The sequence below is a fragment of the Bradyrhizobium sp. SMVTL-02 genome (assembly GCF_051853005.1).
In the GTDB taxonomy this organism is placed as follows: Bacteria; Pseudomonadota; Alphaproteobacteria; order Rhizobiales; family Xanthobacteraceae; genus Bradyrhizobium.
Map to the genome: position 1 here is coordinate 2,870,122 of NZ_CP182469.1, position 23,098 is coordinate 2,893,219.

The 23,098-nt window shown below is 65.3% G+C and carries 22 protein-coding genes and 3 pseudogenes; 16 read left to right on the forward strand and 9 right to left on the reverse strand.

Annotated features, from left to right (window positions below):
- Positions 1-41: 41 nt before the first annotated feature.
- Positions 42-290, reverse strand: a complete 249-nt coding sequence (locus tag ACNJYB_RS13305; RefSeq protein WP_439374374.1) for a hypothetical protein — start codon at positions 288-290, stop codon at positions 42-44.
- Positions 291-498: 208 nt separating this feature from the next.
- Here ACNJYB_RS13305 and ACNJYB_RS13310 point away from each other — a divergent pair, with 208 nt between their 5' ends.
- Positions 499-711 (forward strand): hypothetical protein, encoded by a 213-nt coding sequence (locus tag ACNJYB_RS13310; protein ID WP_270169416.1) that lies wholly within the window; start codon positions 499-501, stop codon positions 709-711.
- A gap of 2 nt (positions 712-713) precedes the next feature.
- Here the strand turns inward: ACNJYB_RS13310 and ACNJYB_RS13315 are convergent.
- From ACNJYB_RS13315 to ACNJYB_RS13335, 5 genes and pseudogenes are all read right to left on the reverse strand, one after another.
- A pseudogene (locus tag ACNJYB_RS13315) lies at positions 714-887 on the reverse strand (GNAT family N-acetyltransferase); the annotation flags it as partial.
- A gap of 3 nt (positions 888-890) precedes the next feature.
- Positions 891-3,095 (reverse strand): xanthine dehydrogenase family protein molybdopterin-binding subunit, encoded by a 2,205-nt coding sequence (locus tag ACNJYB_RS13320; protein ID WP_439374375.1) that lies wholly within the window; start codon positions 3,093-3,095, stop codon positions 891-893.
- Between the two features lie 7 nt (positions 3,096-3,102).
- Positions 3,103-4,119, reverse strand: coding sequence for an FAD binding domain-containing protein (locus ACNJYB_RS13325; protein WP_439374376.1), 1,017 nt, complete (start codon positions 4,117-4,119; stop codon positions 3,103-3,105).
- The gene (locus ACNJYB_RS13330; RefSeq protein WP_439374377.1) at positions 4,116-4,607 is read right to left on the reverse strand and encodes a (2Fe-2S)-binding protein; all 492 of its coding nucleotides are present in this window, start codon (positions 4,605-4,607) and stop codon (positions 4,116-4,118) included. The genes ACNJYB_RS13325 and ACNJYB_RS13330 overlap by 4 nt, the downstream gene beginning before the upstream one ends.
- Positions 4,608-4,740: 133 nt before the next feature.
- Positions 4,741-5,220, reverse strand: coding sequence for an Lrp/AsnC family transcriptional regulator (locus ACNJYB_RS13335; protein ID WP_439374378.1), 480 nt, complete (start codon positions 5,218-5,220; stop codon positions 4,741-4,743).
- Between the two features lie 143 nt (positions 5,221-5,363).
- Here ACNJYB_RS13335 and ald point away from each other — a divergent pair, with 143 nt between their 5' ends.
- Positions 5,364-6,479, forward strand: a complete 1,116-nt coding sequence (ald, locus tag ACNJYB_RS13340; RefSeq protein ID WP_439374379.1) for an alanine dehydrogenase — start codon at positions 5,364-5,366, stop codon at positions 6,477-6,479.
- Positions 6,480-6,619: 140 nt separating this feature from the next.
- Here the strand turns inward: ald and ACNJYB_RS13345 are convergent, their stop codons facing one another.
- Genes ACNJYB_RS13345 through ACNJYB_RS13355 form a run of 3 tightly spaced genes read right to left on the reverse strand, consistent with a single transcriptional unit; the run spans position 6,620 to position 10,658 of the window.
- Entirely contained in the window at positions 6,620-8,530 is a 1,911-nt protein-coding gene (locus ACNJYB_RS13345; RefSeq protein ID WP_439374380.1) for a flavin-containing monooxygenase, read from the reverse strand.
- Entirely contained in the window at positions 8,527-9,168 is a 642-nt protein-coding gene (locus ACNJYB_RS13350) for a TetR/AcrR family transcriptional regulator (protein WP_439374381.1), read from the reverse strand. The genes ACNJYB_RS13345 and ACNJYB_RS13350 overlap by 4 nt, the downstream gene beginning before the upstream one ends.
- Complete coding sequence (locus ACNJYB_RS13355; RefSeq protein ID WP_439374382.1) at positions 9,165-10,658, reverse strand: AMP-binding protein; 1,494 nt, start codon at positions 10,656-10,658, stop codon at positions 9,165-9,167. Before ACNJYB_RS13355 ends, ACNJYB_RS13350 begins: the two co-directional genes overlap by 4 nt.
- Positions 10,659-10,831: 173 nt before the next feature.
- On the opposite strand from ACNJYB_RS13355, the gene ACNJYB_RS13360 reads away from it, so the two are divergent.
- The 14 genes and pseudogenes from ACNJYB_RS13360 to ACNJYB_RS13425 all read left to right on the forward strand — a co-directional run bounded on the left by ACNJYB_RS13360 (position 10,832) and on the right by ACNJYB_RS13425 (position 23,081).
- On the forward strand, positions 10,832-12,091 hold the full coding sequence (locus ACNJYB_RS13360; RefSeq protein WP_439374383.1) for an ABC transporter substrate-binding protein: 1,260 nt from the start codon (positions 10,832-10,834) through the stop codon (positions 12,089-12,091).
- An 83-nt stretch (positions 12,092-12,174) separates the two neighbouring features.
- Positions 12,175-13,077 (forward strand): branched-chain amino acid ABC transporter permease, encoded by a 903-nt coding sequence (locus ACNJYB_RS13365; RefSeq protein WP_439374384.1) that lies wholly within the window; start codon positions 12,175-12,177, stop codon positions 13,075-13,077.
- Positions 13,074-14,093, forward strand: a complete 1,020-nt coding sequence (locus tag ACNJYB_RS13370) for a branched-chain amino acid ABC transporter permease (protein WP_439374385.1) — start codon at positions 13,074-13,076, stop codon at positions 14,091-14,093. The genes ACNJYB_RS13365 and ACNJYB_RS13370 overlap by 4 nt, the downstream gene beginning before the upstream one ends.
- Before the next feature lie 2 nt (positions 14,094-14,095).
- The gene (locus ACNJYB_RS13375) at positions 14,096-14,851 is read left to right on the forward strand and encodes an ABC transporter ATP-binding protein (protein ID WP_439374386.1); all 756 of its coding nucleotides are present in this window, start codon (positions 14,096-14,098) and stop codon (positions 14,849-14,851) included.
- The gene (locus tag ACNJYB_RS13380; protein WP_439374387.1) at positions 14,848-15,561 is read left to right on the forward strand and encodes an ABC transporter ATP-binding protein; all 714 of its coding nucleotides are present in this window, start codon (positions 14,848-14,850) and stop codon (positions 15,559-15,561) included. The genes ACNJYB_RS13375 and ACNJYB_RS13380 overlap by 4 nt, the downstream gene beginning before the upstream one ends.
- 165 nt (positions 15,562-15,726) lie before the next feature.
- The gene (locus tag ACNJYB_RS13385; RefSeq protein WP_018647704.1) at positions 15,727-15,945 is read left to right on the forward strand and encodes a hypothetical protein; all 219 of its coding nucleotides are present in this window, start codon (positions 15,727-15,729) and stop codon (positions 15,943-15,945) included.
- 107 nt (positions 15,946-16,052) lie between these two features.
- Positions 16,053-17,111 (forward strand): YeiH family protein, encoded by a 1,059-nt coding sequence (locus ACNJYB_RS13390; RefSeq protein WP_439374388.1) that lies wholly within the window; start codon positions 16,053-16,055, stop codon positions 17,109-17,111.
- 94 nt (positions 17,112-17,205) lie between these two features.
- Positions 17,206-18,378 carry a fumarylacetoacetate hydrolase family protein gene (locus ACNJYB_RS13395; RefSeq protein WP_439374389.1) on the forward strand — a complete coding sequence of 391 codons (1,173 nt, stop codon included), beginning with the start codon at positions 17,206-17,208 and terminating at the stop codon, positions 18,376-18,378.
- 511 nt (positions 18,379-18,889) lie between these two features.
- A pseudogene (locus ACNJYB_RS13400) lies at positions 18,890-19,183 on the forward strand (sugar ABC transporter substrate-binding protein); the annotation flags it as partial.
- A gap of 2 nt (positions 19,184-19,185) precedes the next feature.
- Positions 19,186-19,377, forward strand: a pseudogene (locus ACNJYB_RS13405) (sugar ABC transporter permease YjfF); the annotation flags it as partial.
- Between the two features lie 44 nt (positions 19,378-19,421).
- Positions 19,422-20,198 carry a FadR/GntR family transcriptional regulator gene (locus ACNJYB_RS13410; RefSeq protein ID WP_439374390.1) on the forward strand — a complete coding sequence of 259 codons (777 nt, stop codon included), beginning with the start codon at positions 19,422-19,424 and terminating at the stop codon, positions 20,196-20,198.
- Complete coding sequence (locus tag ACNJYB_RS13415) at positions 20,195-21,121, forward strand: Gfo/Idh/MocA family protein (RefSeq protein WP_439374391.1); 927 nt, start codon at positions 20,195-20,197, stop codon at positions 21,119-21,121. The genes ACNJYB_RS13410 and ACNJYB_RS13415 overlap by 4 nt, the downstream gene beginning before the upstream one ends.
- 2 nt (positions 21,122-21,123) lie before the next feature.
- On the forward strand, positions 21,124-22,203 hold the full coding sequence (locus ACNJYB_RS13420; protein ID WP_439374392.1) for an aldose epimerase family protein: 1,080 nt from the start codon (positions 21,124-21,126) through the stop codon (positions 22,201-22,203).
- Entirely contained in the window at positions 22,200-23,081 is an 882-nt protein-coding gene (locus tag ACNJYB_RS13425) for an SMP-30/gluconolactonase/LRE family protein (RefSeq protein WP_439374393.1), read from the forward strand. The genes ACNJYB_RS13420 and ACNJYB_RS13425 overlap by 4 nt, the downstream gene beginning before the upstream one ends.
- The last annotated feature ends 17 nt before the right edge of the window (positions 23,082-23,098 follow it).

Here is a 23,098-nt window from a genome sequence, read left to right on the forward strand (position 1 = left end):
TCCGTCCGCCTCCACCGGCATAACGACGGGGTAGGGCCGTCCTACCCCAGCTTTGCGCCCAACTGCTCGAACACGGCCTCGGAGGTCATGGGGTCGAGATGGCCGCCGCCGGCATTCTTGAAGAACGTGATGGGGGCCGGTGACGTTCGCCCCTGCACCCGGCCGCCGTCGCGGTCATAGAGATCGCGAAGAACATCGGCCTCACTGATCGCGCCGCTCGCGATCGGCTGCAGGATATCGCCGACGCCATAAAAGGCAGATTCCCGCCGGTCCACGAAGACGCTCGACATCTTTGCGGCCTCGTCATCAGCCTAGCGCGTTTGCGGCGTGCAGCCACCGAAATCCCAATGGGCGACCGGCACTTGCCCATAAACCCGGGCGGCGGTTCCGCAACGAGTCTTCGGCCGGGACTCGCCAGGCCTTGATCCGCGTCAAAATCTTCTTCCCCCGTCCGTCCTAAATGGGATTAGAGTGCCGCCGGGGCAGCAGGGAGGTCCCATGTCAACTTTTGTGGTCAAGTTCATGAAGGACGTGCTCGGCCAGTACGGCCGCGAGATCGAGGTGTGCCAGGGCACGCTCGAGATCGATGCCGCCGACGAGGACGAGGCCAGGGAACGGGCGAAGGCAAAGTTCTGCAAGGACCAGGCGTTGCATCATTGGTCGCTGCATGCCGATCGCATCCACGTCAGACCGGCTGATTTTCCCTCGTAGGGCTAACGCCCGGGCGCCGCGACCGGCGGGGGCGCCGTCGTCCCCGCGCCGAGCAAGCGTTGCACCATGACGGTGTCGGACTAGCGGCCGTGGCGAGAGGCGACGCGGCTGAGCAGGCCTGCGCGCGCGAAGCCGAGCTTCTCGTGCAGCGCCAGCGACGGGGCATTGTCGGCGTCGGCTCAATCGAGCAGCTTGTCCAGCGTAATCGGGAAGCGCCGGATGCGCTTGCCGGTGGCGTGATAGACCGCGTTCGCAATCGCTGCAGGCACGCCGACGATGCCGATTTCGCCAAGACCCTTGACACCTAGCCTGTTGATCCGGTCGTCGGCCTCATCGACGAAAATGACGTCGATGTCGTGAACGTCCGCATTCACGGGAATGTGGTACTCGGCAATGTTCGCGTTCATGATCCGGCCGAAGCGGTGATCCATCAACGTTTCCTCGTGCAGCGCCATCGCGATCCCCCAGACCACGCCGCCCATGACCTGGCTGCGGCCAGTCTTGGGGTTCAGGATGCGTCCGGCCGCGACCGCGCTCACCACCCGCGTGACGCGAATGACGCCGAGTTGCTCGTCTACTTTCACTTCGACGAAGACGGCCGAATGGGTGTTGCGCGCGTACGACTTGTCTTCCGCGAACTGGTTGAGCTTCTCCTTTTCGATCCGCTCGAGCTTGCTGTGGCGCATGATATCGGCAATCGAGACGGCGTGGCTCCTATCGCCCGCCTTGGCGACGGTTCCGTCAACGAGAATGATGTCTGGCGCATCGACGCCGCCGAGCGGCGAGGCGGGCATCGCCTTGACGTGACGGACGAGCTCCTGGCGAATCTCCTCGGCTGCTCCTAACACGGCGTGCGCGCTCGAGGCGGCCATCCACGAGCCGCCTTCCACCGGCGCCTGCGGCAGGCTCGAGTCGGCGAGGCGGACGCTGATGTTCTCGATCGGCAGCCCGAGGGCATCGGCCGCGACCTGCGCCACGATGGTGTACGTGCCGGTGCCGATATCGGACGCGGCGCAGGAGACCTCGGCATGGCCGTTGGCTGTGAGCACGATGCGGACGGCGACCGGCATCTGAAGCGCCTCCCACACCCCGGTCGCCATGCCCCAGCCGACCAGTTCCGTGCCGTCGCGCATGGAGCGCGGCCCGGGGTCGCGTCGGCTCCAGCCGAAGGCTTCTGCGCCCCTGGCATAGCATGCGCGTAATTGCTTGCTGGTGTATGGCAGGTCTTCGCTCTGGTCGCGATCCGAGTAACACCTCAGCCGCAACTCGATCGGGTCGAGCTTGAGCGCGACGGCCAGCTCGTCCATGGCGCATTCGAGCGCGCAGACGCCCGATGCTGCACCCGGCGCGCGCATGTCGCAGGGAGTGGCGACGTCGAGGTGGACGAGCATGTGGGAGAGGCGGCTGTTGGGGCTCTTGTAGAGCTGTTCCCCCCAGCCGGTATCGTTGCGGGCGAAATTCTCAAACCGCGAGGTGACGGCTATGGCTTCGTGCATGACGGCTTCGAGCGTGCCGTCGCGGTTTGCGCCGAGCGCAACGTGCTCGATCGTCATCGGCCGGTAGCCCAAGCCGTACATCTGGTGCCGCGTCAGCACGACACGGACAGATCGTTTCAGTGCAAGCGCGCCAAGCGTTGCCAGCACGACCTGGTGCTGCGGCCGCAGGCCCGAGCCGAAGGCGCCGCCGACATAGGGCGAGATCACGCGGATTTCGTCCGGCTTCCTGTCGAAAACGCTGCAGAGAAACTTCTGAACGTTCTGGACGCCTTGAGTCTTGTCATAGACGGTAAGCTTGCCGTTGCCGTCCCAGACGGCCGTTGTCGCATATAGCTCCATCGGGTTGTGATGCTCGCTCGGAATGACATAGTCGGCCTCGTGATGGACGGCCGCTCGCGTCAGCGCCGCCGAGGCGTCACCGCGCGGCTTGTGCGGCTGATCGACCTTGGCAGCCCTGGTGCGTTCGGACTCGAGATCGGTCGCAAACGCCTCCTCCTCGTGTTCAACTCGAATGCGGGTTGCGGCGAACTTGGCGGTTTCCCAGTCCTCGGCTACGACCAGCGCGATCGGCTGGCCGTCGAACTTGACGCTGTTGTCATAGAGCGGTCGGAACGGCGAGCCCTGCTCCGGAGCCACCTCGTCCTTCCAGGCTTCGTCCTGCTCGGCGAGGGGCGGGCGATGCGCGTGGGTGAGCACGTCGACCACGCCCTTCACCTTCAGGGCCTTGCTGGTGTCGAGGCGGGCGATGCGCCCGCGCGGAATGGTGGCCGCGACGACGAAGCCATGGAGGAGGCGGTCTGCCGCGAATTCGCCGGCGTATTTGGCGGCTCCGGTGACCTTGGCCCGGCCGTCGACGCGCGACGTTGGCGTTCCGACATAGGCGTTCATCGGCCCCTCATGCGATCTTCTTGTGAGCTTGCGATTGCGGTGTGGCGTTTGCGGCCTGAATCAGCGTACGCACGACGGCTCGCCGCGCGAGCTCGATCTTGAAGCCGTTCTGCGAACGAGCGGTTGCTCCCTGCAGCAACAGGTCGGCGGCGCGACCAAAATGATCCGGCGTTGCCGCCTGGCCGCGCAACGCCGCCTCCGCATCGAGGTTCCGCCAAGGCTTGTGGGCCACGCCGCCCAGCGCCAGGCGCGCTTCTCCGATCGCATTGCCCTCGAGTTCGAGCGCGGCCGCGACCGAGACCAATGCAAAGGCGTAGGACAGCCGGTCCCGGACCTTCAAATAGCTGTAGTTCCGGGCGAAACCGTGCGGCGGCAGCTCGATTGCGGTGATGATCTCGCCGCTGCCGAGATTTGTATCGACATGAGGTTTGTCGCCCGGCAGTCGATGGAAATCGGTCAGCGCGATGGTACGCTGACCGGTAGTGCCTGCGGTGTGTACCAGCGCGCCCAGTGCGGCCAGCGCTACGCTCATGTCGGATGGGTTCGTCGCGATGCAGGAACTGCTGGTGCCGAGGATGGCATGGTTACGGTTGAGGCCATCGACGGCCGAGCAGCCGGTGCCTGGGCTTCGCTTGTTGCAGGGCGTTGCAGTGTCATAGAAGTACGCGCAGCGCGTTCGTTGCATCAGGTTGCCGCCGACCGAAGCCATGTTGCGCAGTTGTGCGGAGGCGCCGGCCAGGATTGCGCTGGCGAGCAGGGGATAGCGCTGCTCGATCAGCGGATGGTAGGCGAGGTCTGAATTTGGTACCAAGGCGCCGATGCGCAGGCCCCCGTCCGCGGTCTCCTCGATGTTGCGGAGCGGCAAGCGGGAGATGTCGACCAGTCGGGAGGGTCGTTCGACATTCTCCTTCATCAAGTCGATCAGATTGGTGCCGCCGGCAATCAGCTTCGCGCTCGGATCTGCAGCGAGCAGGCGAATGGCATCGGTGACGTCGCTCGCGCGGGAATACTGGAAGTTGTTCATGACCGACCCATTGCCTGCTCGATCGCAGCCACGATGTTGGGATAGGCACCGCAGCGGCAAAGATTCCCGCTCATCAGTTCCCGAATCTCGTCGGCGTCGCGGGCGCGGCCCTCGGCTAGAAGACCGGCCGCCGAGCAGATCTGTCCCGGCGTGCAATAGCCGCACTGGAATGCGTCGTGATCGACAAAGGCCTGCTGCAGGGGATGCAGCGCGCCGTTCTTGGCCAGGCCTTCGATCGTCGTGATCTCGGCGCCGTCCTTCATGATCGCGAGCGTTAGGCAGGAATTGACGCGCCGCCCATCGACCAGCACGGTGCAGGCGCCGCATTGACCGTGATCGCAGCCTTTCTTGGTGCCGGTCAACTCCAAGCGGTCACGCAGGGCATCCAGCAGCGTGGTCCAGGGCGCGATCTCGAGTGTGCGCCTCGCGCCGTTGACGACAAGATTGATCGGAATGCGTTCGGGGATCTGATCCGTGGTGTCCGCCATGTTCCGTTCCCTGCGGATGGGCCGAGCGGGGCAAGGATACTGACGCGAAGATGCGTTGCCGCGCTGGCCGATAGCGCCCAACGGATGATGCGATGCTTGGTTCCTGGCCGGTTCTCCCGGTCGCCGGACGAGATCAGTGCTTCCCTTCGCCGAACACCACCGTCGGCACGGCGCGATTGACGACCTCGCGCAATGCAAAACTCGATTGCACCCGCGCGACGCGCGGCAGGCGCGACAGTTCGGTGCGGTGAATGCGCTCGAAATCCTGGATGTCGCGGGCGAGCACGATCAGGATGTAGTCGTCGGTGCCCGACATCAGGAAGCAGCGCACGACGGAAGGGCATTTTCCCACCTCCGCCTCGAACGCCTTCAGCGCCTCGTCGCTCTGGCTCTCCAGCGCGATGCGGACCAGCACCGTCGTCGTGAGGCCGAACCGCGTCAGGTCGAGCGCGGCCTGGTAGGCCTGGATGTAGCCATCGTCCTCCAGCGCCTTCTGCCGCCGCGCCAGCGCCGTGCTCGACAGCCCGACCTTGTTGGCGAGCTCGGTGTGGCTGGCCCGCGCGTTTGTCGTGAGTTCCGCGAGGATGGCGAGGTCTTTCCGGTCCAGGGCCAAAGTTTCGTTTCCGGCGTAAAAGGATGTTTACGCGCCGGAAACCGGCGCGCGGATCGCCAAACTAGCGGATATTTGCATGAAACCAAACCGGCCCTCTCGCTACGATCAACAGCGGAATCAGTTCGTTGGCGAAGGAGCGGAAGATGCACGTCGGTGTTCCCAGGGAGATGAAGGTGCAGGAATATCGCGTCGGGCTCACGCCGGGCGCGGTTCGCGAGTATGTCGCCGCCGGGCATCAGGTGACGGTCGAGACCGGCGCCGGAAGCGGCATCGGCGCGTCCGACGAGGTCTATCGGCGGGCAGGGGCTGCGATCGCCGACAGCGCCCGCGATATCTTCGCCAAATCCGACATGATCGTGAAGGTGAAGGAGCCGCAACGAAGCGAATGGGCCCAGCTCCGCGACGGCCAGATTCTTTTTACTTACCTCCATCTTGCGCCGGATCCCGAACAGGCCAAGGGCCTGCTCGCGTCCGGCTGCACGGCGATCGCCTATGAAACCGTCACCGACGCGGCCGGCAACCTCCCCCTGCTCGCGCCGATGAGCGAAGTCGCCGGCCGCCTCGCCATCGAGGCTGCCGGCGCCGCGCTCAGGCGGTCGGCCGGCGGCCGTGGTCTGCTGCTTGGCGGCGTTCCCGGTGTGCAGCCGGCGCGCGTCGTCGTTCTGGGCGGCGGCGTGGTCGGAACGCAGGCCGCGCGCATGGCCGCGGGCCTTGGCGCCGAAGTCACCGTGATCGATCGCTCCATACCCCGGCTTCGGCAGCTCGATGATCTCTTCATGGGACGCGTCCGAACGCGCTTTTCGACGATCGAGTCGGTCGAGGAGGAGGTGTTCGCCGCCGACGTCGTGATCGGCGCGGTGCTGGTGCCGGGCGCCAGTGCGCCAAAGCTCGTCACGCGCGCGATGCTCAATTCGATGCGGCCGGGCGCGGTGCTGGTCGACGTCGCGATCGACCAGGGCGGCTGCTTCGAGACCTCGCACCCGACCACGCATACCGATCCGACCTACGAGGTCGACGGCGTCGTGCATTATTGCGTCGCCAATATGCCGGGCGCGGTACCGGTGACCTCGAGCCAGGCGCTGAACAACGCAACCCTGCCGTTCGGGCTGATGCTCGCGAGCAAGGGCTTTGCCGCGGTGCTGGAAAATCCCCATTTGCGCAACGGGCTCAACGTGCATCGCGGGCGGATCACGAACAAGGCGGTGGCGGAAAGCCTCGGGCTGGAGTTTGCGCCGGTGGAGAGCGGGCTGGCGGCCTGAGTAGCCGCAACCTCCGTCATTGCGAGCGCAGCGAAGCAATCCAGTGTCTTTCCGAGGAGGGATTCTGGATTGCTTCGCTGCGCTCGCACTGACGATGTGCGGCGAGCGCGACCCAAACTTCGGCCAGAGTCAGTGCTACGTCACCCCTTTGTCAGCCTGTACTGGCGCAGATCCGGATCATGCGTCATACGCCAGTAATCCACGAACCGCCAAGGCATGGCCGAGAACACGCGGCCGCTCGAATTGCGGTAGTAGGTCGTCATGCCCGGATGGGTCCAGATCATGGCCTCGTGCTCGGCGTCGACCTTGCGGACGTAGTCGTCGAGCACGTCCTTCCGGACGTCGATCGCGGCCACGTTCTGCTCGATCATGCTGGTAAGACAGGCCGAGATGTAGCGGCTCTGGCATTCCGACTGGAAGATGACGCTGCCGCCGTGGGCGGGACCGGAGTTCGGCCCGAGCATGCAGAAGAAGTTCGGGAAATCAGGCACGGTGAGGCCGAGGAAAGCGGTCGGATTGTCGTTGCCCCAGGCCTCGCGCAAATTCTTGCCATCGCGGCCGGTGATATTGAGGCGCGCCGCCATCTCCGTCACCTTGAAGCCGGTGGCGACCACGATGATGTCGGCGGGGCGGTGCTTGCCGTCGTTCGTGACGATGCCGCCTTCGTCGAAACGGTCGATCGGATCAGTGACGAGCTCGACGTTCGGCCGCGTCAATGTCTTGAACCAGTTGTTGTCCAGCAGGATGCGCTTGCCGTAGGGCGGATAGGTCGGCACGCATTTCTCAATCAGGTCCGGCCGGTCCTTCAGCTCGGTGAGGATGAAGTCGGTCAGCTCCTGCCGGTGCCGGTCATTGCCCTTGTTGACGGCGCGCTCGGGGTGCGGCCAGGCCGGGTCCTTGCGCAGGAACGGCAGCAGGCCGTCGCCGTAGCGCCAGAACATGTTGAAGCGGTACCATTGCACATAGAACGGCAGGTGCGCGAGCAGCCAGCGCGCGCCCTCCGTAATCGGATCGGAATAGCCCTTCACCGGCCGCGCCCATTGCGCGCTGCGCTGATAGACCCTGACCGAGGCGACGCGGCCGGCGATCGACGGCACCAACTGCATCGAGGTCGCGCCTGTCCCGATCACGGCGACATGCTTGCCGTCGATGTCGATATCGCCGGACCAGAGCGCCGAATGCAGGATCGTTCCCTTGAAATTCTCCTCTCCTGTGAAGTGGGCGCGGGAGGGATCGTTGAGCTGGCCGATGGCCGAGACCAGCGCGGTGGATTCGAAAATTTCTTCGCCGTCCCTGGTCTTCAGCGTGGAAATCCAGCGCTTCTTGCCCTCATCCCAGCGCGACGAGGTCAGCTCGGTGTTGACGCGCAGATGTTGCCGGATGCCGTATTCGTCCGCGACCTTCTGGAGATAACCGAGCAGCTCCTCGCGCTGGCAGAAATAGCGCGTCCACGCATTGCGCGAGCCGAACGAGTAGGAATAGGAGTGGTTCGGCGTATCGACGCCGCAGCCGGGATAGCGGTTGATCCACCAGGTGCCGCCGAGCTCGGCGTTCTTCTCGACGATGGTGTAGGGGATGCCGAGATGGCCGAGCGCCACGCCAAGCGCGATGGCGCAGACGCCGGCGCCGACGATGAGCACATGCTGCCTGGCGAGCTTGTCGCCGGAAGGGCGCGTCGTCCAGCGCACCTCGCGCGGCACAAAGCCCATCTCCTCACGCATCAGGGGCGCATATTCCGGCGCGACGTTCTCGCCGAGGCAGGCGCGCATCATCCTCAGCAGCAGGCCGTCGCCGGGGTCGGTGATGACGGGTTTTGGCGTGCCGCCGGCGAACAGCTTGAGCACGGCGGCGCGGATCTCGTCCTGGATCTCCCGGCGCACGCCGGCATCGGGATCGGGAATGAGGCGGATGTCACGCTCGGGCAGGTACGGCGGCGCGAGCCATTTCTCGTCGCCGGTCATGTGCACCAGCACCATCAGCAGGCAGCGGATGTCGCCCTCGGCAATCGCGGAAGTGAGGTCGAGCGGCTTGTGCGGAGATGCGATGTTCATGGCGTGTCCTGATCTCCAGAGGCAATGAAGAGGCCGCGCGTCATCAGCTTGCGATAGGCGGAGATGACGTGATCGGGGACGGCGGTGACGCCGCCTTCCGAGTAAGAATAACGCCGGCTGAGATAGCCGCGCGCGCCCATCAGCATGTGAACGATCGCCTCGAATTCTTCATCGCTGTAATCCTCGATCGCCCCGGCAAGGCGGGCGCGGCGCAGGATGCGGACATAGGCGACCGAGATGTTGTCGAGATGCTTCTGGTAGCCGTGAGGTGCAAAGAACTCGGCCTCGTTGAGGATGCGCAAAAATTCCGGGACCTCGCGGATGAAGTCGAAGAAGGCGGAGAAGCGTTCGATCTCCTGCCGCGCCGCATGCGCATTGCCGGTGCGCGCGCGGATGAACGCGACCATGTCGAGGCCGATCTTGGGCAGCAGCTGGTCGAGGAGCTCCTGTCGGTTCTCGAAATGATTGTAGAAGGTGCCCTGCGCGACGCCGGCCTGTTCGGTGATGCGGGCGACGGAGGCTTCGGCATAGCCATATTTGCCGACGATTTTCGTCGCAGCGTCGAAGATCTTCTGCTTGGTCCAGGCGTTGCGCTCGATGCGGTTGAGCTTTGTCACCTTGGCATTCGCTTGCGTCATTCCGACGTCTCCAACTCGGCGCGCAGCACGCGCTTGAGGATCTTTCCACTCGGGTTGCGCGGCAGGCTGTCGCGGATGATCAGCTGTTTCGGCACCTTGAAGCTCGCCAGCCGCGCCCGGCAGTGTTCGGTGAGGGCGGGGAGCTCGAGGCTGGCGCCTTCGGTCAGCACGACGATGGCCACGGGACATTCGCCCCAGCGCGCATCGCGGAGGCCGATCACGGCGACCTCGCGCACCTCGGGCAGATCGTAGATGACGCGCTCGACCTCGGAGGAGGCGATGTTCTCGCCGCCGGAGATGATCATGTCCTTCTTGCGGTCGGTCAGGTACAGAAAGCCGTCGTCGTCGAGATAGCCGACGTCGCCGCTGCGGAACCAGTCGCCGAAGAAGGCGGACGTGGTCTTTTCCGGATCCTTCCAATAGCCGCGCGTGATCTTGGGACCACGCAGGCAGATCTCGCCATTGACGTTCGGCGGCAGCGCCTTGCCGTCCTCGTCGCGGATTTCGATCTCGACATGGGCGATGGCGCGGCCCGTCGAGCCGATCTTCTCGATCTCGCGGCCGGCCTCCATGAAAGTGTCGCCGCCGACGGTTTCGGTGAGGCCATAGGCGTCGATGTAGCGCGCGTTGCGGAAGAGCTCCGAGAAAGCGCGGATGCGAACCTCCGGCGTCTTCTCGCCGCCGCCGATCGCCCATCTCAGGCTGGAGACGTCGTAGCGATCGCGGGTCGGGCAGGTGAGCATCGCCGTGGTCATCACCGGCGCAAACCAGGCGGCGTTGAGCCTGTCCTCCGCGATTGCGGCAAGCGCGGTCTGGGGCTCGAAATTGCGCTCGATGCGGATGAAGCCGCCATGCCAGAGCACGGCGATGCCGGGCAGGTCGAGTGCGCCGACATGATAAAGCGGGCCGACGACGAGAAGTCGCGTCTCGGCACGGAGGCCGAGCGCGATGGTCTGGGCGGCCGACTTCCAGTAGAAATTATCGTAAGACAGCATCACGCCCTTGGGGCGGTCGGTCGTGCCCGACGTGTACATCAGCCGCATCAGGTCGGATGGCTGACGGACATGCATGGAGGCGGGTGGCGCATCGCCCACCAGATGCGTGACGCTCTGCTGCGCGGCCTCATTGAGCACGACGATCGTCGCGCCCGCGGCGTTCGCCGCCAATTCCTCATCGACGATCAACAGCCGCGTGCCGGCATTGCCGGCGATGTAACCGACCTCGTCGCGCGAAAGACGAAAATTGATCGGCAGGAACACCGCGCCGAGATGGCTGGTGGCGAAGACGATCTCCAGGAACGCCGCACTGTTCTTCATCAGTACAGCCACGACATCGCCGGCGCCGATGCCCTGTGCGGCGAGCCAGCCGGCGACCTTGCGGACGCGTGCATCAAGGGCCGCGTAGGAAATCTCCTCGCAGCGATATTTCAGCGCAGACCGCGCCGGTGTGCGCCGGGCATGGAAGGCGATGAAGCTCGACAGGTTGATCATTCTGGCTGGTTTCGAGCCGATTGCCGGCCTCGTTTCCTCTTCTATGAATTCTGACTCATAATTCATGTTTGGCTTGACGTCACCCCCTCCCTCTGAAATCCTTGGGAATACGGAGACGAAACGATCTCCGGCAAGGGACCAGGAAAACGCCGACCCGAAAGAGGGAGGGGAAAATGACGAGAACCCGCACGCCGGGCATCAGCCGTCGTTCAACGCTGGCGCTGATGGGCGCCGGTGCGATGACATTTGCCGCGCCCTGGGTGGCCCGCGCCCAGGCCAAGACCATCAAGATCGGCATGCCGACGATCCTGTCGGGGCGCGTCGCGCAGCTCGGCACGTCCTCGCGCAATGCGGTGATGCTCGAGGTCGAGAAGGTCAACGCCGGCGGCGGTCTCGCCGGCCGGCAGATCGAGATGGTGATCCGCGATTCCAAGGGCCAGCCGCAGGAAGCGGCCCGCGTCGCGCGCGAGCTCGTCAACACCCATGGCTGCGAATTGCTGATCGACGCCGAAGCCTCCTCCGGCGCCTTCGCGGTGCATGAGGTCGCGCGCGACCTCGGCGTGTTCTGCATCCACACCAATTCGGAAACCTCGTCCCTGACTGCGGATCCCAAGCAGCACATCCCCAATGCCTTCCGCACCGCGCGACAAGGCGTGCACGATTCCATCGTCGGCGGCAGCTATGCCGCGGCGATCGCCAAGGCGAAGGGCCTGAGGAAGTGGGCGACCTGCTCGCCGGATTATGCCTACGGCCGCGACACCACGGCGGAGTTCACGCTGTACCTGAAGCGCTTCGCGCCCGAGGTCGAGATCATCAGCGAGTCCTGGCCCAAGCTGTTTCAGCCCGACTATACCGAGGTGGTCACCAAGATCCTGCAGGCCAAGCCGCAGGCGCTGTATTCCTGCCTGTGGGGCGGCGATCTCACCTCCTACATCGACCAGGCCAACATCTACGCGATGTTCGGCCAGATGGAGGTGTTCGCGGTCAACATGGCCGACTACACCGCGCTCACCGTGGTGAAGAACCTGCCCAAGGGCATCCACTCCGGCAACCGCTACATCAAGACGTTCCCGACCACGCCGGAGAATGCCGCCTGGGGCGATGCCTACAAGGCCAAGTACAACGAATATCCGACCAACTGGTCGTGGGAGAACGCCACCGCCATCATGCTGATGGCGGAAGCTGCGAAGAAGGCGAATTCTGCCGACGGCAAGAAGATCGCGGAGGCGATGAAGGGCCTCACCATCAAATGCCCGTTCGGCGCCGACGGCACCGTGACCATGCGCGGCGACGACCACACGCTGGTCGGTTACGCCATCGGCTGGGGCACCACGATCCCGCAGGAACCCTACGTGCCCGAGGTCAAGGCCGGTGACTGGAAGACCATCTTCGAGCTCGAGGCCGAGTGGAAGAAGAGCAAGGGCTACACCTGATCTGAAGCGCGGCGGAGGCGGGCGACCGTCTCCGCCTGTTGTTTTCCGCGCCACATCGGGCGCGCAGCAATGAAAGTGCTCCCGTGGATCTCGATGCGCTTGCCGGCTGCCTCTCCAGCTCCGCCTGCCTGGTGACGCAAACCACCAGCGGCCTCATCATCGGCATGCTGCTGTTCCTGGTCGCGGTGGGGCTGACGCTGATCTTCGGCGTGCTCAAGGTGGTCAATTTCAGCCACGGCGCCTTCTACATGTTCGGCGCCTATTTCGCGATGACGGCCTACCAGCTCACCGGCAGTTTTGCGCTGGCGATGCTGGCCGGTGCGGCCGGCACGGCGATCCTCGGCCTGATCTTCGAGCGCGTCTTCATGAGCCGCGTCTACGGTGCCGACGTCCTGATGCAGCTGCTCGTCTGCTACGCTTTCGTGCTGATCTTCGACGATGTCGTGCGCATCATCTGGGGGCCGGAGTTCAAGGCGATGGGCATGCCGTCCGCGTTCCAGGTGATGCCGCTGTTCATCGCCGGCGGCGTGGTGCCGCCTTATTACCTGCTGCTGATCGGCGTCGCGCTCCTCGCGGCCATCGTGCTCGGCATCGGGCTTTCGCGCAGCCGCATCGGCAAGGTGATCCGCGCCGCCGCGCATAATCCCGGCATGGTCTCGGCGCTCGGCATCAACACCGGCCTGATCTATGGCGGCGTGTTCGCGCTCGGCGGCATGCTGGCAGGCCTCGCCGGTGCGCTGGCCGCGCCGGTGCGCTCGCTGACGCCAGGCATGGGATTTTCCGTGCTGATCGAGTCCTTCATCGTCACCGTGATCGGCGGCATGGGGTCCATCCTGGGCGCGCTGATCGGTGCGCTGCTGCTCGGCCTCATCCGCTCGTTCGGCTCGCTCGGCTTTCCCTTGTTCACGGAAGGCCTGATGTACCTCTTCATGGTGATCGTGCTGGTCTCCAAACCCACCGGCCTGTTCGGCAAGGAGGCGGCATGACCGAGCTCGAGGCCGGACGCGCCCAAACGCTGGTGCCGGCGCGCAGCGGCGCGGCGCTGCGACGCTATCGCGACGTGCTGATCGCGCTCATCGCCTTCGCTGTGCTGGCGAGCCTGCCGCTGTTCACGGGCAGCAAGGCGCTGCTCGATTTCGTCATCCGCTGTTCGGCCTACGGCCTGTTTGCGACCTCGCTTAATCTGCTGGTCGGCTACACCGGCCTGACCTCGTTCGGCCACGGCATGTTCTTCGGCCTTGGCGCCTACAGCTTCGGCCTGATCATGCAGAAGCTCGGCGTGCCGATTCCCGTGGCCTTCGTCGCGACGCTGGCGATCACGGCGGCCGTCGCGGCCATCATCGGCGCAATCTGCGTGCGGCTGAAGGAAATCTATTTCGCCTTCGTCACGCTCGCCTTCCAGATGCTGATCCACTCGACCATCCTGTCCTGGGCCTCCTTCACCGGCGGCGACCAGGGCCTGCGCGGCGGCATTCCCAGGCCCGCGTTCCTCGGCATCGATCTCTCCAACCACGTCCATCTCTATGTCGCGAGCTGTGCGCTGCTCATCCTCGGCCTGCTGGCGATGCGCCAGATCGCGCAATCGCCGTTCGGCTACACGTTGCGCATGATCCGTGACAATGCCGCGCGCGCGAGCTTCCTCGGCATCGAGGTCTGGCGCGCCAAACTCACCGTCTTCGTGCTGGCGGCGCTGTTCGCCTCGATGGGCGGCATGGTGATGGCGCTGTTCGTGTCCGGCGCCTATCCGGAGTTCGCTTATTGGACCATCTCGGGCGAGGGCATCTTCATCAACATGCTCGGCGGCGTCTCGACCTTCCTCGGCCCGATGGTCGGCACCGTGCTGCTGCTGCTGCTCAACGACACCGTGACGCGGTTCACCGAGTACCACGGCATCGTGCTCGGCATCGTCATCCTGTTCTTCGCGCTGGGCTTGCGCAAAGGCCTTTTGGATTTCGTCGCCGAATGGTACGCGCACCGACGCGAGCGGGGCGAGGGGCGCTAGCGATGCTCGAGATCCGCAACCTCGCAAAATCCTTCGGCGGCGTGAAGGCGACCAACGACGTCACGCTCGACTTCGCCGACGGCTCGCTCACGGCGGTGATCGGCCCGAACGGCGCGGGCAAGAGCACGTTCTTCAACCTGATCACCGGCGCCTTGAGGCCGGATTCCGGCCAGGTGCTGCTCGATGGCGTCGATCTCGCCGGCCGCTCGCCGCCGGAGATCGTGCGTCATGGCATCGGACGCGCCTTCCAGGTCGCCAGCATCTTCAGATCGCTGACGGTGCAGGAGACCATGCTGGCCGCGGTCAGCGCGGACCAGCGCACCTCCGCGGTGCTGCACAAGCGCTTTCCGCTGCCGGAGACGCGGGACCGCGCCGAGCATGTGATGGAGCTGCTGGGATTGGCGAGCAAGCGCCATCGCACCGCGGCGACCCTCTCGCATGGCGATCAGAAGCTGCTCGACATTGCGCTGGCGCTGGTGCTGGAACCGAAGGTGCTGCTGCTGGACGAGCCGACCGCCGGCATGGGTCCGGAGGAACGCTGGCGCATGATCGACAAGGTGCGCGAGCTCTGGGAAAGCCAGAAGATCACCGTCGTCTTCATCGAGCACGACATGGACATCGTGTTCAAGATCGCGCCCAAGATCGTCGTGCTCTGCTACGGCCGCATCCTCGCGACCGGCACGCCGGACGAGATCCGCAACAACTCCGCGGTCATCGAGGCCTATCTCGGCACCGAGCATGCGGGAGCCGCCGCATGAGCACGCCCGTGATCGAAGTCGCCGATCTCGACGTCTACTACGGCACGAGCCAGATCTTGTTCGGCGTCGGCCTCTCGGTGCGGCAGGGCGAGACCATGGCGCTGCTCGGCCGCAATGGCGCCGGCAAGTCGACGACCATGAAGGCGATCATGGGCCTCGCGCCGCCGCGACGCGGCACGGTCAGCCTGCGGGGCGCGGTGATCTCGGGCCAGAAGCCGCATACGATCGCGCGCGCCGGTCTCGGCTTCGTGCCGGAGGATCGCCAGATCTTTCCGGAGCACACGGTGGAGGACAATCTCGTCATTGGCCGCAAGAAGGGGCCGGAGGGCCAGGACGAATGGCCGATCAAGCGCATCTATGAGGTCTTCCCGCTGCTGGAGCCGCTGCGCCATCGTATCGCCGGACGCCTGTCGGGCGGCGAGCAGCAGATGCTGGCGATCGCGCGCACGCTGATGGGCAATCCGGCGCTGCTGCTGCTGGACGAGCCGAGCGAGGGACTGGCGCCGATCATCGTGCAGCGGATCGGTGAGCTGTTGCGGCAGCTCCGTCAGCTCGGGTCGACCGTGCTGATCGCCGAGCAGAACATGCATTTCTGCCTGGGCCTCGCCAGCCACGCCACCGTCATCGACAAGGGCCAGATCGTCTATGTGGCAGCGATCGACGAGCTGAAGGCCAATGACGCGATCCGGCGGCGTTATCTGGCGCTGTAGCCACGGGGCACCGGTGTCCAAATAGGCCGGAAGAAGAAAACTGTTGCCCAGGAGCCGCGCGGAGGAAGGAGTTTCCCCTCCGGAGGCCAAAAACGCCAATCGCTTCCATTGCTGTTTCGGGCCGAAACGACGACATTTCTGCCAGAAATTGATGGATCGGCAGCTATGGAACGCACCGCATTTGAGCCCTTCGGCGAGCAGCTGGTGTCCGCAACGGACGCCCAGCCGAAATCGCGCGCCTCGAAGCTCCTGCTGCGGGCTGGGACCACGCTGTTCTGGTCGCTGGTTGCCGGCATTGTGCTGGCGCGTGCGGCTTTCTTCGAGCCTGGCATCTATGACGGCTTCAGCCGGGTTGCCTCGTTGGCGAAAAGCCTGATCTTCTGACTCGCTTCCGGGCCGAGGAGAGAACTTCTCTCGGCACTGATATGTCGAAAACATATTTCCCAAACCGCCATCGCTGCGTATAAATCCTTCTCCTCCGGGAGAAATTTGTGTCGCAGAATCAAGCCTCCAATCCGGCCGAGTCCAAGCCGGCCACCGCCGTCGGCCGCATCGCGGCGCTGATTCCGGGCATCCTTCTCTGCATTCTCGTTGCCGGCGTTTCGGCCCTGCTTGAGCGGGCGGAACTGGGCGTGTTCGAGCACCCCTATGTCGAGGCGCTGGTGATGGCGATCCTGCTCGGCATGGCGCTGCGCAGCTTCTGGAAGCCGGCCGCGCGATGGCAGGCCGGCATCGCCTTCAGCGCCAAGCAGCTGCTCGAGGTCGCGGTCATGCTGTTGGGCGCCTCCATCAGCTTTGCTGCCATCGCGGCGTCCGGCATCGCGCTGCTCGCATCAATCGCCGCGGTCGTCGTCACAGCGCTCAGCGTTTCCTTCGGCCTCAGCCGGCTGCTCGGCCTGTCGACGCGGCTGTCGATCCTGATCGCGTGCGGCAACTCGATCTGCGGCAATTCGGCGATTGCGGCGGTGGCGCCGATCATCGGCGCCAATAACGACGAGATCGCATCCTCGATCTCCTTCACTGCGATCCTCGGCGTGATGATGGTGCTCGGCCTGCCGCTGCTGATCCCGCTGCTGCAGCTGTCCGCCACGCAATACGGCATTCTCGCGGGCCTCACCGTCTACGCGGTGCCACAGGTGCTTGCGGCGACGGTGCCGGCCGGCCTCGTCTCGACGCAGATCGGCACGCTAGTGAAGCTGATGCGCGTCTTGATGCTGGGGCCGGTCGTCGTCGGCCTCTCGCTGGTCGCCTCGCGCTGGCAGAGCGAAGCCAAGAAGACCAGCGTCGGCTTCTTCCGCCTGGTCCCCTGGTTCATCCTCGGTTTCCTTGCGCTGGCGACGCTGCGCTCGCTCGAGATCGTGCCGGCCACGGTGGTCGGGCCGGTGACGAGGATCACGAGTTTCCTCACGGTGGTGTCGATGGCCGCGCTGGGTCTCGGCGTCGACGTCCGCGTGCTCGCCAATGTCGGCGGCCGCGTGACGGCAGCCGTGACACTGTCGCTGATGCTGCTGCTGGGGATCAGCATCGCGCTGGTGCACTGGTTCAAGTAGGGGCGCTCTCTGGACTTCCCCCGCCAGACGTTTATTGGTCGTCGCCAATGTGATCGGCCGCGGCCGATCCTTAGAAACAGCGAGGACGCCGGCCATGACGACATTGACTGTACAAGACCTTCTCCCCGAGGACGGCACGCGGGGAACACTGGTCGGCCGGGTCTGGCTGCCGCAGGTGAATGGCCCGGCGGTGGTCGCCGTGCGCGGCGATGGCGTGTTCGACGTCACCGCGAAATTTCCGACAGTCAGCGCGCTGTGCGAGGAGGACAATCCGGCCAAGGCGCTCGCCATGGTCAAGGGTGAGCGCATCGGCGATCTCGACGCCATCGTCGCCAACACGGCCCCGGACGGGCGCGATCCCAAGAAGCCGTGGCTGCTTGCGCCGGTCGATCTCCAGACGCTGAAAGCGGCCGGCGTTACCTTCGCGATCTCGATGCTGGAACGCGTCATCGAAGAGCGGGCCAAGGGCAATCCGGCGTCGGCGGAGGCGATCCGCAAAGAGGTGACGCGGCTGATCGGCGACGACCTGTCGAAGCTCAAGCCGGGCTCGGACCAGGCGATGCACCTGAAGCAGGTGCTGATCGACCAGAACGCCTGGAGCCAGTATCTCGAGGTCGGCATCGGCCCCGATGCGGAGGTCTTCACCAAGGCGCCGACCATGTCCTCGGTCGGCACCGGCATGGATGCCGGGCTGCATCCGAAATCGACCTGGAACAATCCCGAGCCCGAGCTCGTGCTGTTCGTCTCGAGTCGCGGCAAGATCGTCGGCGGCGCGCTCGGCAACGACGTCAATTTGCGCGATTTCGAGGGCCGGTCGGCACTGCTGCTGTCGAAGGCCAAGGACAACAACGCCTCTTGCTCCATCGGCCCGCTGCTACGCCTGTTCGACGACAGCTTCACGCTCGACGACGCCCGCAAGCTCGACATCAGCTTGAATGTCACGGGCACGGACGGCTTCGTTCTCGACGGCCATTCCTCGATCAGCAAGATCAGCCGTGATCCGACCGATCTCGTCGCGCAGACCATCGGCAAGATCCATCAATATCCCGATGGCTTCGTTCTCTTCCTCGGCACGATGTTCGCACCCGTGAAGGATCGCGACGCGCCGGGCCAGGGGTTCACCCACAAGCGCGACGACATCGTCACGATCGCCGCGCCCCAGCTCGGCAAGCTCGTCAACCGCATGCGCACGAGCGACGAGTGCGAGCCGTGGACCTTTGGCATCGGCGCGCTGATGAAGAACCTGGCGCAGCGGAAGCTGATCTAGTTTCTTCGCCTCTCCCCGCGTGCGGGGAGAGGCCGACACGCGACGCGTGGCGGGTGAGGGGGACTCACCACGAGTCGATCTGCTCGAGGGACGCAGAGCTCCACCCACACCGTCATTGCGAGCGCAGCGAAGCAGCCCAGAGTCCCTCCGCGGAAAGATTCTGGATTGCTTCGCTGCGCTCGCAATGACGAGGAGGAGAGGTCGCGGGCTCGTCTCTCGCTGTTTTCGCGGAGACACCCCTCTTCCCGTAAGAACGGGGGCGTGGGAGCGCGTTGCCGCTGCCTCGCAATTTCTCCTTCATCTCCCCGTTGCATCGCCGGAACAAAATCGCGCTTAGCGTGTCGTAAAATTGCGCGCCGCAGCCCACATGCAATTTCTCGAAATAGTCAAATAATATGACTAGTCGAAGTCCATCTTCCGTGAAATAGTGTCTCCAGCCGCCCTAGAAGGCTGGCCTGTGGGTGCGATGCTACCAATCGGCGCCCGGATAATATCTTGGGAGATACGCCTGATGACCCCTAAAGCCCTCTTTGCGGCCAGCGCCATCGCGGCCTTGCTGCTCGCGCTGCCGGCCAGTGCCGGCCAGCTCACCATCGGCTTCTCGCAGATCGGATCGGAATCCGGTTGGCAGGCGGCGGAGACGTCGGTCTCCAAGCAGGAGGCCGCCAGGCGCCAGGTCGATCTCAAGATCGCCGACGCCCAGCAGAAGCAGGAGAACCAGATCAAGGCGATCCGCTCTTTCATCGCGCAGAACGTCGATGCGATCTTCCTTGCGCCCGTCGTCTCGACGGGGTGGGATTCGGTGCAGACAATGCCTTTCGCGGCATCGTCGCGACCGGCATGACCTTCGTCAGCATCTCCGGCGGCATTGATCTCTCGGTCGGCTCGGTGATCGGCTTCACCACCGTGTTCGTCGCGCTGGCGATCGAGCGCTGGGGCGTGCCCCCGCTGGTCGCCTTCGTCGCCATTCTCGCGCTGTCGGCCGCCTATGGCGCGGCGCCGCTGGCGCGACGGCCGGTGGCCAGGAGGGCGGGAGCAGCCACATGACTTCGCGCATCGTCGTCATCCCGACACGGCGGGCCCACTCCAACCACGCGGAGGTCGCTCGTTCGATCGGCGTCGACATCATCGCCGGCCGCTATGCGGAAGGCACGCGCCTGCCCGGCGATGCCGAGATGATCGCGATGTTCGGCGTGTCGCGGCCGGTGCTGCGCGAGAGCGTGAAGACGCTGGTCGCCAAGGGCCTGCTCACCACCAAGGCGCGGGTCGGCACCGTCGTGCGCGAGCGCGGCGCCTGGAACATGTTCGACGCCGACGTGCTGGCCTGGCACCTCGACGCCGGCATCGACAAGCGCTTCCTCAACGACCTCGCCGAGATCCGCCTCGCGGTCGAGCCACGCGCGGCCATGCTCGCGGCCGCGCAGCGGTCCGAGGAAGACATCGCCGCGCTCCGCCGCAGCATGGACCGCATGCGGCGCGAAGCCTCCGACTCGGTCGGTTTCGCCGATGCCGATCTCGCGCTTCACGTCGGCGTGGCGCGTGCCTCTGGCAATCTGTTCATGCGCTCGATCGGGCACGTCATCGAGGCGGCCTTGCGCGCCTCGTTCCTGCTCAGCGCTCCGGTCGAGACCGAGGACCGCGAGACCGTGCTGCTCTGGCACCAGAAGATCGTCGATGCCATCGCGGCCGGCGATGCGGACGCCGCATCCGAGGCCATGGTCTATGTCATTCGCAACGGCATGCGCCGCCACGACGGCACTGTGATCGAGACCGCCCCGGCCGAGCCGCTGCCGTCAGCGGATACTGGAGAACAAGCGTGACAGACCTACGCATCGCCATCGTCGGCTTCGGCAAGATCGCGCGCGACCAGCATTTGGGTGCGATCGCGGCGACACCGGGCGCGACGCTCGCAGCCGTTGCCAGCCGCAACGCTTCGCTGCCGGACCTGCCGCATTTCGCCACCATCGAGGACCTGTTGGAAAGAGGTCCGCCGATCGACGCGGTCTCGCTCTGCACCCCGCCGCAGGTGCGCCGCGCCCAGGCCGCCGCGGCGCTCGCCGCCGGCAAGCACGTCATGCTGGAAAAGCCGCCGGGCACCGGTGTGGCCGAGCTCGATCCGCTGATCGCGATGGCGACTGATGCGAAGCGAACGCTGTTTGCGACCTGGCATTCGCGCTACGCACCGGCGGTCGAGCCGGCGCGCGAATGGCTGGCGAGCCGCCGGATCAAATCCGCGCACATCAACTGGAAGGAGGATGTCCGTGTCTGGCATCCCGGCCAGGCCTGGATCTGGGAACCAGGCGGGCTCGGCGTGTTCGATCCCGGCATCAACGCGCTGTCGATCCTGACCCGGATCCTGCCGCAGCCGGTGTTCGTCACCGCGGCCGAGCTTGCCTTCCCGGCCAATTGCCAGGCGCCGATCGCCGCGAACCTGAACCTGACTGATATCAACGGCCTGCCCATCACCGCCGAGTTCGACTTCCGGCAGACCGGCCCGCAGAGCTGGGATATCCTCGTGGAAACAGACCGGGGCCGGATGACATTGTCTGATGGCGGCCGGCGGATGGCCGTCGACGGCAAGGCCATTGCGGATGCGCCCGATCGGGAATATCGCGAGTTGTACCGGCGCTTCGTCAGGCTGGCGGCGTCAGGCGCAAGCGATGTCGATCTGGTGCCGCTGCGTCTCGTCGCCGACTCTTTCCTGCTCGGCAAGCGCACGATCGTCGAACCCTTTGTGGACTGACCATGGCCGGCTCGAGGAAAATAGAAAAGGACGTCTTCGGAACGCTACCCGACGGCCGCACGGTCGAGCGCGTCGTGCTGCGCGGGGAGGGCGGCTTCGAGGCTCGCATCATCACCCATGGCGCGGTGATCCAGGCGCTGATCGCGCCGGACGCCAAAGGCCGTCACGACGACGTCGTGCTCGGCCATGATCGCTTCGCCGGCTATCTCGCCGAACGTAAATTTCTCGGCGCCACCGTCGGCCGCTACGCCAACCGTATCGCCAGAGGACAATTCCCGCTCGATGGCGAGACGGTGCAGCTTGCCGTCAACAATGGGCCAAACGCCCTGCACGGCGGCCTCGACGGCTTCGATCGCAAGCTTTGGGACATTGCCGCAATCGACGAGGGCGCCGAGCCCGCGGTGACGCTCACCTATTCGAGCCCGCATGGCGAGGAGAATTATCCCGGCAAGCTCGACGTCCGCCTGATCTATCGCATCACGGGCCCGACCGAGCTGTCGCTGACGATGGAAGCGCGGACCGACCGGCCGACCATCGTCAACCTGACCAACCACAGTTTCTTCAACCTGGAAGGCGCCGCGTCCGGCACGCCGATCCTTGACCACAAACTCACGATCGCCGCCGGACATTTCCTCGCTATCGATCCCACCGCCATTCCGCTGCCGGAGCCGCCGCGCGCGGTGGCGGGAACGCCGTTCGACTTCCGCGAACCACGGTCGGTGGGCGAGCGCATCCGCGAAAGCGATCCACAATTGCGAAACGGCAGGGGCTACGACCACACCTATTGTCTCGGCCGCGATGGCATGCTTGCGTTCGCGGCGCGGCTGGAGGCACCGCGCTCCGGGCGTATCATGGAGTTGCTCACCAATCAGCCCGGGCTCCAGGTATATTCCGGCAACTATCTCGACGGCACGATCTCGGGCAAGGGCGGCAAGCTGATCCGGCAATCTGACGCCATGTGTCTCGAGCCCCACATCTGGCCGGATGCGCCGAACCGGCCGGACTTTCCGAGTCCGCGCCTCGATCCGGGCCAGGTCTACCGGCACCACACCGTCTATCGCTTTGGGGTGAGGGGATCATGACGGAGCAGGTGCCGACCTCGGTTCTTTCCGCTGAGCAGTGTCATCTCGGCGAAGGGCCGACCTATGATGTGACCACCGACACGGCCTGGTGGTTCGACATCCGCGAGGGCAAGCTGTTCGAGGCGCATCTCGGCAGCGGCGCGATCCGCAGCCACGCGCTCGGCCGGATGGCGAGCGCGCTCGCGCGCATCGATGCCGGGCGGCAGTTGATCGTCGCCGAGGACGGGCTCTACATCCGCAAGCTCGCCGACGGTGCGATGACGCTGTTCTGTCCGCTCGAGGCGGACAACCCGGCGACGCGCTCCAACGATTGCCGCGTCCATCAGTCCGGCACGTTCTGGATCGGCACCATGGGCAAGAAGGCCGAGCCGAAGGCGGGGGCGATCTACGCGCTCCATCGCGGCAAGATCTCGACGCTGTTTCCCGGCATCAGCATCCCCAATTCGATCTGCTTCTCGCCGGATGGCGCCACGGGCTATTTCACCGACACGCCGCGCGCGGTGCTCTATGCCGTGCCGCTCAATCCCGCGACCGGCTTGCCGCGCGGCGAGCCCGAGGTGCTGCTGCGCCACTCTGGCATCGGCGGCCTCGACGGCTCGGTCTGCGACGCCGACGGGCAGATCTGGAATGCCTGCTGGGGCGCGAGCCGCGTCGACGTCTACTCGCCGCAAGGCGAGCGCCTGCGCTCGCTCAGCGTGCCGGCAAAGCAGGCGAGTTGCCCCGCCTTCGTCGGCCCCGACCTGTCGCGCCTGCTCGTCACATCCGCGTGGCAGGACATGGATGCGGCGGCACGCGCCGCCGATCCGCAGGCCGGCTGCACCTTTCTGCTCGAACCATCCGCGCGCGGTCGCGCGGAGCCCGACGTCAAGCTCGCATAGGAGGCTGGAAGCCGCAC